Raw genomic sequence first — 15,060 nt, 5'->3', positions numbered from 1 at the left:
AGCCATGTCAAAATATAACTGGGATGAAAAGCATATCATCACCTTCCCTGAAGAAAAAGTGGCCCTCTCTACCAAGGATTTACATGTTTACTACGGTAAAAATGAATCCATCAAGGGCATCGATATGCAATTTGAAAGAAATAAAATAACGGCCTTGATTGGTCCTTCCGGATCTGGGAAATCTACCTACCTTCGCAGTCTCAATCGGATGAATGATACCATTGATATTGCCAAGGTCACAGGTCAAATCCTCTACCAAGGGATTGACGTCAACCGTCCAGAAATCAATGTCTATGAGATGCGCAAGCATATCGGAATGGTCTTCCAACGTCCAAATCCATTTGCCAAGTCTATTTACCGTAACATCACTTTTGCTCATGAACGTGCAGGAGTCAAGGATAAGAAAGTCTTGGATGAAATTGTCGAAACCTCTCTCCGACAGGCTGCCCTTTGGGATCAGGTCAAAGATGACCTCCACAAATCAGCCTTGATGCTTTCTGGTGGACAGCAACAACGTCTCTGTATCGCTCGCGCCATCTCTGTCAAGCCAGATATCCTCTTGATGGATGAACCGGCGTCAGCCTTGGATCCGATTGCGACAGCCCAACTGGAAGAAACCATGTTGGAATTGAAGAAAGACTTCACCATCATCATCGTTACCCACAGTATGCAACAGGCTGCGCGTGCAAGTGACTACACAGGATTTTTCTACCTGGGTGATTTGATTGAGTATGATAAGACATCCAATATTTTCCAAAATGCTAAGTTACAGTCAACCAATGACTATGTAACGGGACACTTTGGTTAGAAAGGAAGCAGTATGACAGAACCGATTTTGCAGGTTAAAGACCTGTCCGTTTATTACAATAAAAAGAAGGCTTTGAATAGTGTTTCCCTTTCTTTCCAACCTAAGGAAATAACAGCCTTGATTGGTCCTTCTGGATCAGGAAAGTCCACCCTGCTCAAAGCCATCAACCGCATGGGCGATCTAAATCCTGAGGTGACAACAACTGGAACAGTGATTTATAATGGCCACAATATCTACAGTCCCCGGACCGATACGGTTGAATTGCGTAAGGAAATCGGTATGGTCTTTCAACAGCCCAATCCTTTCCCTATGTCTATCTATGAAAATGTTGTTTACGGCCTACGTATCAATGGAGTCAGGGATAAACATGTTTTGGATGAAGCGGTGGAAAAGGCCTTGCAACGCGCTTCTATTTGGGATGAGGTCAAGGATCGCTTGCATGATTCAGCCATTGGTCTCTCAGGTGGACAACAACAACGTGTTTGTGTTGCTCGTGTCTTAGCAACCAGTCCCAAGATTATTCTCTTGGATGAACCAACTTCAGCTTTGGATCCTATCTCGGCTGGTAAGATTGAGGAAACCTTGTATGGTCTGAAAGATAAATACACCATGCTCTTGGTAACGCGTTCGATGCAACAGGCCTCTCGTATCTCTGATAAAACAGGATTTTTCCTAGATGGGGATTTGATCGAGTTTAACGACACTAAGAAAATGTTCCTAGACCCACAAAACAAGGAAACAGAAGATTATATTACAGGAAAATTTGGATAAGGAGTTGAATGATGTTACGATCTCAATTTGAAGAAGATTTGGAGAAATTGCACAACCAGTTCTATGCCATGGGACAAGAAGTGCTCTCACAAATCAATCGTACAGTGCGTGCCTTTGTCACACATGACCGTGATTTGGCAAAAGAAGTTATTGAGGAAGATGCAGAAGTAAATGGATATGAAGTGAAACTCGAAAAGAAATCATTTGAAATGATTGCACTTCAACAACCTGTTTCTCAAGACCTCCGTACTGTATTGACCGTTCTCAAGGCAGTATCGGACCTGGAACGTATGGGAGACCATGCGGTGTCAATCGCAAAAGCAACTATTCGTATGAAGGGGGAACAACGCATCCCTGCCGTTGAGGAAGAAATCAAAAAAATGGGGCGCGATGTGAAAAACTTCGTTGAATCTGCTCTCGAACTTTACCTGAATGGTTCTGTGGATCAAGCCTATGAAGTAGCGGCTATGGACGAAAAAATCAACCATTACTTTGATAGTATTCGTGATCTTACTACAGAGGAGATTAGGAAACATCCTGAAGCCATCGTTACAGGCCGTGATTACTTCCAGGTAATTTCCTTCTTGGAACGTATCGGAGACTACGCTAAAAATATCTGTGAATGGGTTGTTTACTTTGAAACAGGGAAGATTGTCGAACTATAAGAAACGGTTTAAATATACAGAATAAAAGGCTGATTGTGATAAATCAGTCTTCTTTTTATGAAAAGAATTGTCTTGCAGTCAAAATCTCTAAAAGGGTTGACAACTATTTTTAAAAGAGTTATAATTATTTAGAAATAATAGAGAGGTCGTTTATTTATGAAATTTAAGAAATGGATATTAGTTGTGTGTAGCATGCTGGCTAGCGTGATTTTAGTAGCTTGTCAATCCAGTACGGATAGTTCCCAGTCTGCTGTGGACGCTATCAAACAAAAAGGAAAGCTAGTCGTTGCGACCAGTCCAGACTATGCACCTTTTGAATTCCAATCATTGGTAGATGGTAAAAACCAGGTGGTTGGGGCAGATATTGATATGGCTCAAGCGATTGCGGATGAGCTTGGGGTTAAACTTGAAATCTCTAGCATGAGTTTTGACAATGTTTTGACCAGCCTTCAAACTGGAAAGGCTGACTTAGCCATTGCGGGAATTAGTGCCACAGATGAGAGAAAGGAAGCCTTTGACTTTTCAATCCCTTACTATGAAAACAAGATGAGCTTCTTGGTTAGAAAAGCCGATTTAGACAAGTACAAGGATCTTTCAAGCCTTGCAAGTGCGAATATCGCAGCTCAAAAGGGAACTGTGCCAGAAACCATGGTCAAGGAACAATTGCCAAATGCCCAATTGACATCCTTGACCAATATGGGGGAAGCAGTTAATGAATTGCAGGCTGGAAAAGTAGATGCTGTTCATATGGATGAACCAGTTGCTCTTAGCTACGCAGGTAAAAACTCAGATCTTGCCGTTGCAACTGTTAATTTGACGATGAAAGATGGCGAAGCCAATGCCGTAGCTATCAAGAAGAATCAATCAGACTTGAAAGCAGTAGTCGATAAGGTTATCCAAAAATTGAAAGATGACGGAACCTATCAAACCTATCTAGAAAAAGCAGCGAAACTAACAGAAGTTGAACAATAAGAAAAAGCAGAGTTGGAGTTTAATCCAATTCTGCTTTTATGTATTGTAATAGCGCTTCTAGATTTTCGAGAGAGACTTTGGCAAACTGATAAGGACAGGCTTCCAAATAAGCCTCTTCAAAGAAGTCTAGTTTGAGTGAGCTATGCTTTAAACTGGCAATTTTAGGATAGGATCTCAAATCAAGCAGAAGACCATCATGTAGAGGATAGTAGGATAAGGGGCAGGTGTTTTTTTCAAGTATTTCCTTTATCCGAGTCTGATAGTTCTCTTGAAGGGTCAGTCGAGCCAGTCGATTTTTTTCAAATAACTGACTATCGATGTAAAGAGAGAGAGCCTTTTGCATGATCAGGTTGCTGTCATAGTCTAGGATATTTTTGTAGGAAACAAAGGTCTCTTTTAGGGCATTTGGGAGAATGAGAGCGGTGATACGAAGGGCTGGAAAGAGGCTGGTTGAAAAGGATTTGATGTAAATGACCAGATCCTCGGTATCCAGATAGTGGAAGGTCTGACCTTTCTTTGGGTCCAAGTCACCAAGATAGTCATCCTCTACGATGTAAACACCATACTGGTTTGCTAGATCCAGAATAGCCCTTTTTTCCTGATCAGAATAGGAATGACCTAGAGGATAGTGGAAGCGAGGAATAGTGTAGAAAAACTTGATTTTCCCAGATTTGAACTGTTCTTCCAGTTCTTCAAGGTCAATGCCATCGATTCGGCGTTCAATGGTCCTGTAGGTCAATCCCTGAGCGACCAAGAGGCGGTTCATTCGGTGATAGGTCGGTTGTTCGACCAAAATCTCCTCTCCCTCGCTCGGAAAGTCAATCTGAGAAAGGATAAAGAGAGCTTGCTGGGTACCGGATGTTAGAACCAGTTGGTCGGGTTTGCAGTAGAGGGCTTGGTTGAAAAGAAGTTGATGGACAGATTGTCTCAGTTCCTCAAGACCTTCTTGGTTGTCATAGTAGTTGAAGAGGTAGTTTTCTCTTCCAATCAGTGTTTCATTGACGCAGAGTCTGAAATCGTCATAAGCACTGGCATGTTCATCAGTGACTTCGATTTCCAAGTCCTGATGCTGCCCCTGTTCCAGAACATAATAGCCACTTTGGGGTTTGGCATAGAGGTATTGTTCATGGCGTAATTCTAGCAGGGCTCGTTGGACAGTGTCCTTGCTACAGTGGAAGTCTTGGCTCAGTTGACGGATAGAGGGAAGCCGGCTACCTGTTGGGAATTTTCCCGATTCGATACCCTTTTTGAGAAAGGAAACGACTGCTTGGTATTTACTTTCTTTCTTCATTCCAGACCTCCCTTGATTTTGTTACATTGTACCTTTTTTTTGCCTCCTTTGCAATGGGAAAAGCATTTCTCCCTTTCACATCTAGGAGCAAATGTGGTATACTTAGAACGTATGATGATTCATTGAATAAAAGATAAGAAAGAGAATGGATAGAAAAGTGCAGGAACCAGTTAAATTATTTCAATACAATACTTTAGGTGCCCTAATGGCAGGTCTCTATGGTGGAACCATGACAGTAGGAGAATTGTTGAAACATGGTGACCTCGGCTTGGGAACATTGGATTCGATTGACGGGGAGTTGATTGTCCTTGATGGCAAGGCTTATCAAGCCAAGGGGTCTGGTCAAACGCCTGAAATCGTTGAGGTGGCAGCGAATGCTCTAATTCCCTATGCAGCAGTGGTCCCTCATCAGGCTGAAGTGATTTTTCGTCAGCGCTTTGAGATGACGGACAAGGAATTGGAAAAACGAATTGAGTCCTACTATGATGGAGAAAATCTTTTTCGTTCCATCAAGATTCATGGCGAATTTTCACAAATGCACGTGCGGATGATTCCTAAATCCACACCTGATACCAAGTTTGCTGATGTTGCGACTCACCAACCTGAATATAGCCGTGAAAATGTATCGGGAACCATTGTTGGATTTTGGACACCGGAGATGTTCCATGGAGTGAGTGTTGCAGGCTATCATTTGCATTTTATCTCTGATGATTTGACCTTTGGTGGGCATGTGATGGACTTTGTTATCAAAGAAGGAATGATCGAGGTTGGAGCAGTCGACCAGTTGGACCAACGTTTTCCAGTCCAAGATCGCCAGTATTTATTTGCCAAATTTAACGTTGACGAGATGAAGAAAGATATTGATAAGTCAGAATAGGAGAAAAAGATGACAGTACATATTATCCTCACCATGATCGCTTTAGTTCTCATTCTAGTAGGTGGAACTTGGTATGCCAAAAAACGGTTTAAAATCTCTCTTGCAGTGATGGGCTTGGGGGCAATCGCATTTTTCGTTTCTTCTCAAGTGTTAGAGAAGATGGTTCACCTTCTGGTACTCCATCCGCAAAAAGATGGAACCATTCCGCTCATGCAGGAGCAACCTTTCTTATATGTCCTTTATGGAATCGCCATGGCTGCCCTCTTTGAGGAAACGGCTCGTTTTATCTTTTTTAAATGGTTGGAGAAAAAGAGAAAGTTGGAAGATAGAGATGCTTGGGCTTATGGCTTAGGACATGGAGGCTTAGAGATGCTCTACCTCGGAATGGGAAGTTTGATTAGCCTTTTGATCCTCTTTTCACTAGTACAGTCATCAAATACTGATGCGGCGAATCTTCTTACAAAGACGACACTCGAAACGGTTCAGTCTCTATCAGCATGGCAGATCTATCTACTAGGAGTTGAGCGTGTCCTTGCTCTGGTTCTCCAAATTAGCCTTACTGTCTGGGTCTATCAAAGTGTCCGTCAAAAGAAATGGATTTATCTCGTTGCTGCCTATGGATTACATGCCTTGTTCGACTTAGCTCCAGCTCTATCTCAAGTGGGCTGGATTGCAAATCCACTTCTAGTGGAGGGCATTCTTCTTGTAGAAGTACTTGCCTTTGTCTGGCTTACAAAATCTACATTTTGGAAAAAATCATCATAAAAAGAGGTTCACCTCTTTTTTTATGCAATGCTTTGATACTTCCATTTTTCGGTTCGTCAAAAGCCTTTAAAAATGGTATAATGAAATGACTTTACAAAAGGATGAGAGATATGACATTAGTAACTAAAATACAAGAACAATTAGAAGGAATTGATATTCGTTTCAAGGAACCCTTGAAGACCTATACCTATACCAAGGTCGGAGGTCGAGCGGATTATCTGGTTTTGCCACGCAATCGCTATGAGATGGCGCGTGTCGTTCAATTTGCCAATCAAGAGAATATTCCTTGGATGGTGCTAGGAAATGCCAGCAATATTATCGTTCGTGACGGTGGAATTCGTGGATTTGTCATCTTGTGTGACAAGCTCAATAACGTTTCAGTTGATGGTTATACCATTGAAGCGGAAGCTGGGGCCAACTTGATTGAAACGACACGTATTGCCCTTCGTCATAGTTTGACTGGTTTCGAGTTTGCCTGTGGCATTCCAGGGAGCGTCGGTGGAGCAGTCTTTATGAATGCGGGTGCCTATGGAGGAGAGATTGCCCATATCTTGCAGTCTTGTCAAATTTTGACCAAGGAAGGGGAGATTGAGACCTTATCTTCCAAGGAATTGGCTTTTGGTTACCGTCATTCGGCTGTTCAAGATTCTGGAGCTGTTGTTTTGTCAGCTAAATTTGCCCTAGCTCCAGGAAATCATCAGGTTATCAAGCAAGAAATGGACCGCTTAACGCACCTACGTGAACTCAAACAACCTCTAGAATACCCATCTTGTGGTTCGGTCTTTAAGCGTCCTGTTGGTCATTTTGCAGGTCAGTTGATTTCAGAGGCTGGTTTGAAAGGCTATCGTATCGGTGGTGTTGAAGTATCTGAAAAGCACGCTGGTTTCATGATCAATGTTGCTGACGGTACGGCTAAAGACTACGAGGACTTGATCCAATCTGTTATTGAAAAGGTAAAGGAACACTCAGGTGTTACCCTTGAGAGGGAAGTCCGTATTTTGGGTGAGAAAGAATAAGGTTTGGGCAGAAAAGTTGCTGCTATAACCATTGTAAGGGGGTGAAAGCCTATCGTTAGTGAAGATGTATGTAGGCAGTTCAATCTCCTACACGAGGTAGTAGCGGCCTGACAGAGCCAGGATCTGTTAATTTATGAAAAAGAAGGAATTTATGACAATTGAAAAAACCAATTATTGAATTCAAAAACGTCTCTAAAGTTTTTGAAGACAGCAACACCAAGGTTCTCAAAGACATTAACTTTGAGTTGGAAGAGGGAAAGTTCTATACCCTACTAGGCGCATCTGGTTCAGGAAAATCAACCATTCTAAACATCATTGCAGGTTTACTGGATGCGACAACAGGAGATATTTTGCTGGATGGGGTACGGATCAACGACATCCCAACCAACAAGCGAGATGTCCATACGGTCTTCCAATCCTATGCCTTGTTTCCACATATGAATGTGTTTGAAAATGTTGCCTTTCCGCTCCGCTTGCGTAAAATCGACAAGAAAGAAATTGAGCAACGTGTAGCAGAAGTTCTCAAGATGGTTCAGTTGGAAGGTTACGAGAAGCGTTCCATCCGTAAACTTTCTGGAGGACAACGTCAGCGTGTGGCTATTGCCCGTGCCATCATCAACCAACCCCGTGTGGTTTTGTTGGATGAGCCCTTGTCAGCGCTGGACTTGAAATTGCGAACAGACATGCAGTACGAACTGCGTGAACTGCAACAACGATTGGGGATTACCTTTGTTTTTGTCACTCATGATCAGGAAGAAGCCCTTGCCATGAGTGACTGGATTTTCGTTATGAATGATGGCGAGATTGTTCAGTCTGGAACGCCTGTGGACATCTATGATGAGCCGATCAACCACTTTGTTGCCACCTTTATCGGTGAGTCCAACATCTTGCCAGGAACCATGATTGAGGACTACTTGGTTGAGTTTAACGGAAAACGCTTTGAAGCGGTTGATGGTGGGATGAAGCCAAATGAGCCTGTCGAAGTCGTTATTCGTCCAGAGGACTTGCGCATCACTCTTCCTGAAGAAGGCAAGCTCCAAGTTAAGGTTGATACCCAACTTTTCCGTGGGGTTCACTACGAGATTATCGCCTATGACGAACTCGGAAATGAATGGATGATCCACTCGACTCGTAAGGCCATTGTGGGTGAGGAAATCGGTCTGGACTTTGAACCAGAAGATATCCACATCATGCGTCTCAATGAAACAGAAGAAGAATTCGATGCTCGTATCGAGGAGTACGTTGAAATCGAAGAGCAAGAAGCAGGTCTGATTAACGCGATCGAGGAGGAAAGAGATGAAGAAAACAACCTCTAAACTCTTTGTAGTGCCCTACATGCTTTGGATTGCCCTCTTTGTCCTCGCACCCTTGGTCTTGATTTTTGGACAATCTTTTTTCAACATTGAAGGGCAGTTTAGTTTAGAAAACTATAAGTCTTACTTTGCGTCACAAAACTTGACCTATCTTAAAATGAGTTTTAACTCAGTGCTCTATGCAGGGATTGTGACCCTAGTGACTCTTTTCATCAGTTATCCAACAGCCCTCTTTTTGACTCGTCTTAAGCACCGTCAGCTCTGGCTCATGCTGATTATCTTGCCGACATGGATTAATTTGCTCCTTAAGGCCTATGCATTTATCGGGATTTTTGGTCAAAATGGTTCCATTAACCAATTCTTGGAATTTATCGGAATCGGTTCGCAGCAGTTGCTCTTTACGGATTTCTCCTTTATTTTTGTCGCAAGCTACATCGAGCTTCCATTTATGATTTTGCCGATCTTCAATGTCTTGGACGATATGGACAACAATCTCATCAATGCCAGCTATGACCTCGGTGCGACCAAGTGGGAAACTTTCCGCCACGTTATCTTCCCTCTATCAATGAATGGAGTGAGAAGTGGTGTTCAATCAGTCTTTATCCCAAGTTTGAGTCTCTTCATGCTGACCCGTTTGATTGGGGGGAACCGAGTGATTACTTTGGGGACTGCCATCGAGCAGAACTTCCTGACCAATGACAACTACGGTATGGGTTCCACCATCGGTGTGATCCTCATCCTGACCATGTTTCTCACCATGTGGGTGACCAAGGAAAGGAGAGAACGATGAAAAAATTTGCTAATCTCTACCTAGCCTTTGTCTTCATCATCCTTTACTTGCCAATTTTTTACTTGATTGGCTATGCCTTTAATGCTGGCGATGATATGAACAGCTTTACTGGTTTTAGCTTGAGCCATTTTCAAACCATGTTTGGTGATGGTCGTCTCATGTTGATCCTGACCCAAACCTTTTTCTTGGCTTTTCTATCAGCCTTGATTGCGACCATTATCGGGACTTTCGGAGCTATCTATATCTACCAGTCTCGTAAGAAATACCAAGAAGCCTTTTTATCACTGAATAATATCCTCATGGTTGCGCCTGACGTTATGATTGGTGCCAGCTTCTTGATTCTATTTACCCAGCTTAAGTTTTCACTTGGATTTTTGACGGTTCTATCTAGTCACGTGGCCTTTTCCATCCCTATCGTGGTCTTGATGGTCTTGCCTCGTCTCAAGGAAATGAATGGTGATATGATTCACGCGGCTTATGACCTTGGTGCTAGTCAGTTCCAAATGTTCAAGGAAATCATGCTTCCTTATCTAACACCGTCTATCATTGCAGGTTATTTCATGGCCTTCACCTATTCGCTGGATGACTTTGCCGTGACCTTCTTTGTAACGGGAAATGGGTTTTCAACCCTGTCAGTCGAGATTTACTCTCGCGCTCGGAAGGGAATTTCGTTAGAGATCAATGCCCTATCTGCCCTTGTCTTTCTCTTTAGTATTATCCTAGTTGTAGGTTATTACTTTATCTCACGTGAGAAGGAGGAGCAAGCATGAAAAAACTCTATTCATTTTTAGCAGGAATTGTAGCGATTATCCTTGTCTTGTGGGGGATTGCGACTCATCTAGACAGTAAAATCAACAGTCGAGATAGTCAAAAATTGGTTATCTACAACTGGGGAGACTACATTGATCCCGAACTCTTGGAGCAATTCACAGAAGAAACAGGAATCCAAGTCCAGTATGAGACCTTTGATTCCAACGAAGCCATGTATACCAAGATCAAGCAAGGGGGAACAACCTACGATATTGCCATCCCAAGTGAGTACATGATCAACAAGATGAAGGATGAAGATCTCTTGGTTCCTCTTGATTATTCAAAAATTGAAGGAATCGAAAATATCGGACCAGAGTTCCTCAACCAGTCATTTGATCCCGGCAATAAATTCTCCATTCCTTATTTCTGGGGTACTTTAGGAATTGTCTACAATGAAACCATGGTAGATGAGGCTCCTGAGCATTGGGATGACCTCTGGAAACCAGAGTATAAGAACTCTATCATGCTCTTTGATGGGGCACGTGAGGTGCTGGGGCTTGGGCTTAACTCGCTCGGTTACAGCCTCAACTCAAAGGATCCTCAGCAGTTGGAAGAAACGGTAGACAAACTCTACAAACTGACTCCAAATATCAAGGCCATCGTGGCAGACGAGATGAAGGGTTACATGATTCAAAACAATGCGGCTATCGGGGTGACCTTCTCAGGAGAAGCCAGCCAGATGCTGGAGAAAAATCCTAACCTCAAGTATGTCGTTCCGACAGAAGCCAGCAACTTATGGTTTGATAACATGGTCATTCCAAAAACCGTGAAAAACCAAGATGCAGCCTATGCCTTTATTAACTTTATGTTGAAACCCGAAAATGCTCTTAAAAATGCAGAATATGTCGGCTATGCAACACCAAATAACACGGCTAAGGAACTGCTCCCAGAGGAGACCAAGGAAGACAAATCCTTCTATCCAGACGCTGACACCATGAAACACCTAGAAGTTTATGAAAAATTTGACCATAAATGGACAGGCAAATACAGCGACCTCTTCCTCCAGTTTAAAATGTACCGGAAGTAGGAGATTATCTACTATCGGAAATAATTTCAATCAGACAAAAAAATAAAACCTAGCCATAGAAAATTAACCATTCTATGGCTAGGTTATTTATTAAAATAGATCATGAATTAGTAGAAAAATATACTTAATTATGCTATAATTTCGATAGAGTTAAAGGCATTTTAGCTTATGATTGAGGTAGTAGTTATGATTAAAAAAGCTATTTTTAGAGGAATTATTCCTTTTGTCATTATGACCAGTTTAGCAATTTTTATAAGACTTCAAGGGATTGATATTTTTCAGGTTAAAAGTACATTTTTGGTTGGTATTATTGCTACCTCGATAGCATCAGCCTCGGTAATTTATGAAATTGAAAAATGGTCGCTATTTAAACAATCTGTCATACATTTTATCATTATGCTTTTTACTGTTCTTCCCTGTCTTCTATTTAGTGGATGGTATAAGTTGGTCTCAATTTTGGATTATCTCATTGTTTTAGGTCAATTCTTATTGGTTGGAAGTTTCTTGTGGCTTATCGCCTATATAATATTTGGGAAACTTCTAAAGAAATGAGTTGGGCATTAACCTTGACGAACTCCTTCAAAAACGATATAATACTAGAGTTGAGAATTGATTTTCAGTTGTCTTATCCCAGAGAAATGGCGGTGCTGCGAGCCATCTAAGCTAGAAAGTCATGCTACTCAATCAGACAATTGCATAAGATTATGAGAATGACAAGTTCATTGAATGAAGGTGGTACCGCGGTTTTTCGCCCTTCGTGATGTGAGCTTGTCTTTTGATTTTTGGAGGTGTTTATGAAGACATTTCTCGTGAAACAAAAGTTTCGTCTTGGAGGCGAACGCTTTGATATCAAGGATGATAGAGGAGTGGTAAACTATCAGGTGGAGGGATCTTTCTTCCAAATTCCTAAGACCTTTACCGTCTATGACGCCTATGGTGAGCAAGTCAGTGAGATTAGTAAAGAATTTTTCACCTTGCTTCCTCGCTTTAATATCCAGTTACGAAACGGTTCAAATTTCGTCATTCGTAAGAAGTTGACCTTCTTTCGAGATAAGTATGAGTTTGATCATCTAGGGCTTCGTATTGAGGGCAATATCTGGGATTTGAATTTCAAATTGCTAGATGATCGTGATCAGCTTGTCGCCGAGATTAGGAAAGAGATTTTCCATTTAACCTCAACTTATACCGTAACTGTTCTCGAAGACTCTTATGCAGATCTGGTCATTTCCCTCTGTGTCGCGATTGACTATGTGGAAATGCTGGAAAGCCAATCAAACTAAACAAGTAAATAAGGAGATATAATGAAACAACTATCTAGTGCCCAAGTTCGTCAAATGTGGCTAGATTTCTGGGCAAGCAAAGGCCACTCTGTAGAACCATCAGTCAGTTTGGTTCCAGTAAACGACCCAACTCTTTTGTGGATCAACTCAGGGGTAGCCACTCTCAAGAAGTACTTTGACGGAACTATCAAACCTGAAAATCCACGTATCACCAATGCGCAAAAAGCTATCCGTACCAACGACATCGAAAATGTCGGGAAGACTGCACGTCACCATACTATGTTTGAAATGTTGGGGAACTTCTCTATCGGGGATTACTTCCGTGATGAAGCTATCACTTGGGCTTATGAGCTTTTGACAAGCCCAGAATGGTTTGATTTTCCTGCTGAAAAACTCTACATGACCTACTATCCAGATGATAAAGATTCTTACAACCGCTGGATTGAAGTAGGAGTGGACCCAAGCCACTTGATCCCAATCGAAGACAACTTCTGGGAAATCGGTGCGGGACCTTCTGGACCTGATACAGAAATCTTCTTTGACCGTGGAGAAGCCTTTGACCCAGAAAATATTGGTCTTCGCCTGCTTGCAGAGGATATCGAAAACGACCGTTACATCGAAATCTGGAACATCGTTTTGTCACAATTCAACGCTGATCCAGCTGTTCCTCGTAGTGAGTACAAGGAATTGCCACACAAGAATATTGATACGGGTGCTGGTTTGGAGCGTTTGGTGGCAGTTATCCAAGGGGCTAAGACAAACTTTGAAACAGACCTCTTCATGCCAATCATCCGTGAAGTTGAGAAATTGTCTGGTAAGGTTTATGACCAAGATGGCGACAACATGAGCTTCAAGGTCATTGCTGACCATATCCGTTCTCTTTCATTTGCCATCGGTGATGGTGCCCTTCCTGGAAATGAAGGTCGTGGTTATGTCCTTCGCCGTCTCCTCCGTCGCGCGTCTATGCACGGTCAAAAATTGGGTATCAATGAGCCTTTCCTTTACAAACTCGTTCCAACTGTTGGAAAAATCATGGAAAGCTACTACCCAGAAGTGCTTGAAAAATGTGACTTTATCGAGAAAATCGTGAAGAGCGAGGAAGAGTCATTTGCCCGTACTCTTCACTCAGGTCAACATTTTGCCCAAGGTATCGTAGCAGACCTGAAAGCCAAAGGTCAAAACGTTATCGCGGGGCAAGATGTCTTCAAACTCTACGATACATATGGATTCCCAGTTGAATTGACAGAAGAAATCGCTGAAGAAGCTGGGATGACTGTAGACCGTGAAGGTTTTGAAGCGGCCATGAAAGAGCAGCAAGAACGTGCGCGTGCGTCAGCTGTCAAAGGTGGCTCAATGGGAATGCAAAATGAAACCCTTCAAAACATTACAGTGGAAAGTGTCTTCAACTACAATGCCAGCCAATTGCCTTCTAAGTTGGTGGCTATCGTGGCTGACAATGCAGAAGTAGAAGCTGTTTCTGAAGGAACTGCCTCTCTTATCTTTGCAGAGACTCCATTCTACGCTGAAATGGGTGGACAGGTAGCTGACCACGGTCAAATCTTGGATGCTAAAGGAAATGTCGTAGCGAATGTGACGGATGTGCAAAAAGCACCAAACGGACAACCACTTCATACTGTTGCAGTTCTTGCTCCGCTTGCCTTGAACCAAGAATACACACTTAGCATTGACACCAACCGTCGTCTTCGTGTGATGAAGAACCACACGGCGACTCACTTGCTCCATGCGGCCCTTCACAATATCCTTGGTCACCATGCGACACAAGCAGGATCTCTGAACGAAGTCGAATTCCTTCGCTTTGACTTCACTCACTTCCAAGCAGTAACTGCTGAAGAGTTGCGCGCCATTGAACAGCAAGTTAATGAGAAAATTTGGGAAGCAATTGCTGTAGAAACTGTTGAGACAGATATTGACACGGCTAAAGAAATGGGAGCTATGGCCCTCTTTGGTGAGAAATACGGTAAGGAAGTTCGTGTTGTGACCATCGGTGACTACTCAGTGGAACTCTGTGGTGGTACCCACGTTGGCAATACTTCTGAAATCGGTCTCTTCAAGATTGTCAAAGAAGAAGGAATCGGTTCAGGTACCCGCCGTATCTTGGCAGTAACTGGTAAGGAAGCCTTTGAAGCTTATCGTGAACAAGAAGACGCTTTGAAAGCCGTCGCAGCAACCTTGAAAGCACCTCAACTCAAAGAAGTACCCCACAAGGTGGAAGGGCTTCAAGAACAACTCCGTCAGCTTCAAAAAGAAAATACAGAATTGAAAGAAAAAGCCGCAGCCGCAGCCGCAGGCGATGTCTTCAAGGATGTGAAGGAAGTCAACGGACACCGTTACATTGCAAGCCAAGTTTCTGTATCAGATGCAGGTGCCCTTCGTACCTTTGCGGATAACTGGAAACAAAAAGATTACTCAGATGTGCTTGTCCTAGTTGCAGCTATCGGTGACAAAGTCAATGTTCTTGTAGCTAGCAAGACAAAAGATGTGCATGCAGGAAACCTTGTCAAAGAATTGGCTCCAATTGTCGATGGACGTGGTGGTGGTAAACCAGACATGGCCATGGCAGGAGGAAGCAACCAAGCGAAAATCCAAGAACTCTTGGAGGCAGTAGCAGGTAAATTATAAGACAATGAAGATCTATCCATTTGGGTAGGTCTTTT

Annotated in this window: 15 protein-coding genes; 14 read left to right on the top strand and 1 reads right to left on the bottom strand. The window is 42.7% G+C overall.

Translation table 11 applies throughout. The features are described 5' to 3' along the window. Positions 1 to 4 precede the first annotated feature (4 nt). The 4 genes from pstB (ATE34_RS07105) to ATE34_RS07090 all read left to right on the top strand — a co-directional run bounded on the left by pstB (ATE34_RS07105) (position 5) and on the right by ATE34_RS07090 (position 3,216). The gene (gene pstB / locus ATE34_RS07105) at positions 5 to 808 is read left to right on the top strand and encodes a phosphate ABC transporter ATP-binding protein PstB (RefSeq protein ID WP_009730331.1); all 804 of its coding nucleotides are present in this window, start codon (positions 5 to 7) and stop codon (positions 806 to 808) included. Positions 809 to 820: 12 nt separating this feature from the next. Continuing rightward, on the top strand, positions 821 to 1,579 hold the full coding sequence (gene pstB / locus ATE34_RS07100) for a phosphate ABC transporter ATP-binding protein PstB (protein ID WP_000138671.1): 759 nt from the start codon (positions 821 to 823) through the stop codon (positions 1,577 to 1,579). A gap of 11 nt (positions 1,580 to 1,590) precedes the next feature. After that, a complete protein-coding gene (gene phoU / locus ATE34_RS07095; protein WP_000946477.1) occupies positions 1,591 to 2,244 on the top strand; it encodes a phosphate signaling complex protein PhoU in 654 nt (217 codons plus the stop codon). Positions 2,245 to 2,400: 156 nt separating this feature from the next. Continuing rightward, a complete protein-coding gene (locus ATE34_RS07090) occupies positions 2,401 to 3,216 on the top strand; it encodes an ABC transporter substrate-binding protein (protein WP_061599262.1) in 816 nt (271 codons plus the stop codon). 19 nt (positions 3,217 to 3,235) lie between these two features. Here the strand turns inward: ATE34_RS07090 and ATE34_RS07085 are convergent, their stop codons facing one another. Next, entirely contained in the window at positions 3,236 to 4,507 is a 1,272-nt protein-coding gene (locus ATE34_RS07085; protein WP_061599261.1) for an aminotransferase-like domain-containing protein, read from the bottom strand. A 145-nt stretch (positions 4,508 to 4,652) separates the two neighbouring features. On the opposite strand from ATE34_RS07085, the gene budA reads away from it, so the two are divergent. The 10 genes from budA to alaS all read left to right on the top strand — a co-directional run bounded on the left by budA (position 4,653) and on the right by alaS (position 15,025). Then, positions 4,653 to 5,384, top strand: coding sequence for an acetolactate decarboxylase (budA, locus tag ATE34_RS07080; RefSeq protein WP_061599260.1), 732 nt, complete (start codon positions 4,653 to 4,655; stop codon positions 5,382 to 5,384). Between the two features lie 9 nt (positions 5,385 to 5,393). Then, complete coding sequence (locus ATE34_RS07075; protein ID WP_061599259.1) at positions 5,394 to 6,149, top strand: YhfC family intramembrane metalloprotease; 756 nt, start codon at positions 5,394 to 5,396, stop codon at positions 6,147 to 6,149. Between the two features lie 110 nt (positions 6,150 to 6,259). After that, positions 6,260 to 7,165 (top strand): UDP-N-acetylmuramate dehydrogenase, encoded by a 906-nt coding sequence (gene murB / locus ATE34_RS07070; protein WP_000177100.1) that lies wholly within the window; start codon positions 6,260 to 6,262, stop codon positions 7,163 to 7,165. Between the two features lie 158 nt (positions 7,166 to 7,323). Continuing rightward, entirely contained in the window at positions 7,324 to 8,481 is a 1,158-nt protein-coding gene (locus ATE34_RS07065) for an ABC transporter ATP-binding protein (RefSeq protein WP_000742901.1), read from the top strand. Further along, complete coding sequence (locus ATE34_RS07060; protein WP_000754112.1) at positions 8,462 to 9,268, top strand: ABC transporter permease; 807 nt, start codon at positions 8,462 to 8,464, stop codon at positions 9,266 to 9,268. Before ATE34_RS07065 ends, ATE34_RS07060 begins: the two co-directional genes overlap by 20 nt. Continuing rightward, positions 9,265 to 10,038, top strand: a complete 774-nt coding sequence (locus tag ATE34_RS07055; RefSeq protein WP_061599258.1) for an ABC transporter permease — start codon at positions 9,265 to 9,267, stop codon at positions 10,036 to 10,038. The genes ATE34_RS07060 and ATE34_RS07055 overlap by 4 nt, the downstream gene beginning before the upstream one ends. Then, positions 10,035 to 11,105 (top strand): ABC transporter substrate-binding protein, encoded by a 1,071-nt coding sequence (locus tag ATE34_RS07050; protein ID WP_061599257.1) that lies wholly within the window; start codon positions 10,035 to 10,037, stop codon positions 11,103 to 11,105. The genes ATE34_RS07055 and ATE34_RS07050 overlap by 4 nt, the downstream gene beginning before the upstream one ends. 186 nt (positions 11,106 to 11,291) lie before the next feature. Then, positions 11,292 to 11,657 (top strand): DUF3021 family protein, encoded by a 366-nt coding sequence (locus ATE34_RS07045; RefSeq protein WP_009730318.1) that lies wholly within the window; start codon positions 11,292 to 11,294, stop codon positions 11,655 to 11,657. A gap of 242 nt (positions 11,658 to 11,899) precedes the next feature. Continuing rightward, positions 11,900 to 12,385: an LURP-one-related/scramblase family protein gene (locus tag ATE34_RS07040; protein ID WP_061599256.1), complete on the top strand. Its 486-nt coding sequence runs from the start codon at positions 11,900 to 11,902 to the stop codon at positions 12,383 to 12,385. A 21-nt stretch (positions 12,386 to 12,406) separates the two neighbouring features. Continuing rightward, the gene (alaS, locus tag ATE34_RS07035) at positions 12,407 to 15,025 is read left to right on the top strand and encodes an alanine--tRNA ligase (RefSeq protein ID WP_084911446.1); all 2,619 of its coding nucleotides are present in this window, start codon (positions 12,407 to 12,409) and stop codon (positions 15,023 to 15,025) included. Positions 15,026 to 15,060 lie beyond the last annotated feature (35 nt).

Origin of the sequence: Streptococcus oralis subsp. tigurinus, assembly GCF_002093545.1 — a bacterium.
In the GTDB taxonomy this organism is placed as follows: domain Bacteria; phylum Bacillota; class Bacilli; order Lactobacillales; family Streptococcaceae; genus Streptococcus; species Streptococcus oralis_C.
The sequence above is the reverse complement of the archived record's forward strand: the minus strand, read 5'-3'. Positions and strand labels throughout refer to the sequence as shown.

Coding starts and splice junctions, on each gene's coding strand:
- phoU (WP_000946477.1), top strand. CDS start 1,591: ATGTTACGATCTCAATTTGAAGAAGATTTGGAGAAATTGCACAACCAG.
- ATE34_RS07060 (WP_000754112.1), top strand. CDS start 8,462: ATGAAGAAAACAACCTCTAAACTCTTTGTAGTGCCCTACATGCTTTGG.
- ATE34_RS07040 (WP_061599256.1), top strand. CDS start 11,900: ATGAAGACATTTCTCGTGAAACAAAAGTTTCGTCTTGGAGGCGAACGC.
- pstB (WP_000138671.1), top strand. CDS start 821: ATGACAGAACCGATTTTGCAGGTTAAAGACCTGTCCGTTTATTACAAT.
- murB (WP_000177100.1), top strand. CDS start 6,260: ATGACATTAGTAACTAAAATACAAGAACAATTAGAAGGAATTGATATT.
- ATE34_RS07075 (WP_061599259.1), top strand. CDS start 5,394: ATGACAGTACATATTATCCTCACCATGATCGCTTTAGTTCTCATTCTA.
- ATE34_RS07050 (WP_061599257.1), top strand. CDS start 10,035: ATGAAAAAACTCTATTCATTTTTAGCAGGAATTGTAGCGATTATCCTT.
- ATE34_RS07085 (WP_061599261.1), bottom strand. CDS start 4,507: ATGAAGAAAGAAAGTAAATACCAAGCAGTCGTTTCCTTTCTCAAAAAG.
- ATE34_RS07045 (WP_009730318.1), top strand. CDS start 11,292: ATGATTAAAAAAGCTATTTTTAGAGGAATTATTCCTTTTGTCATTATG.
- pstB (WP_009730331.1), top strand. CDS start 5: ATGTCAAAATATAACTGGGATGAAAAGCATATCATCACCTTCCCTGAA.
- ATE34_RS07090 (WP_061599262.1), top strand. CDS start 2,401: ATGAAATTTAAGAAATGGATATTAGTTGTGTGTAGCATGCTGGCTAGC.
- ATE34_RS07055 (WP_061599258.1), top strand. CDS start 9,265: ATGAAAAAATTTGCTAATCTCTACCTAGCCTTTGTCTTCATCATCCTT.
- alaS (WP_084911446.1), top strand. CDS start 12,407: ATGAAACAACTATCTAGTGCCCAAGTTCGTCAAATGTGGCTAGATTTC.
- budA (WP_061599260.1), top strand. CDS start 4,653: ATGGATAGAAAAGTGCAGGAACCAGTTAAATTATTTCAATACAATACT.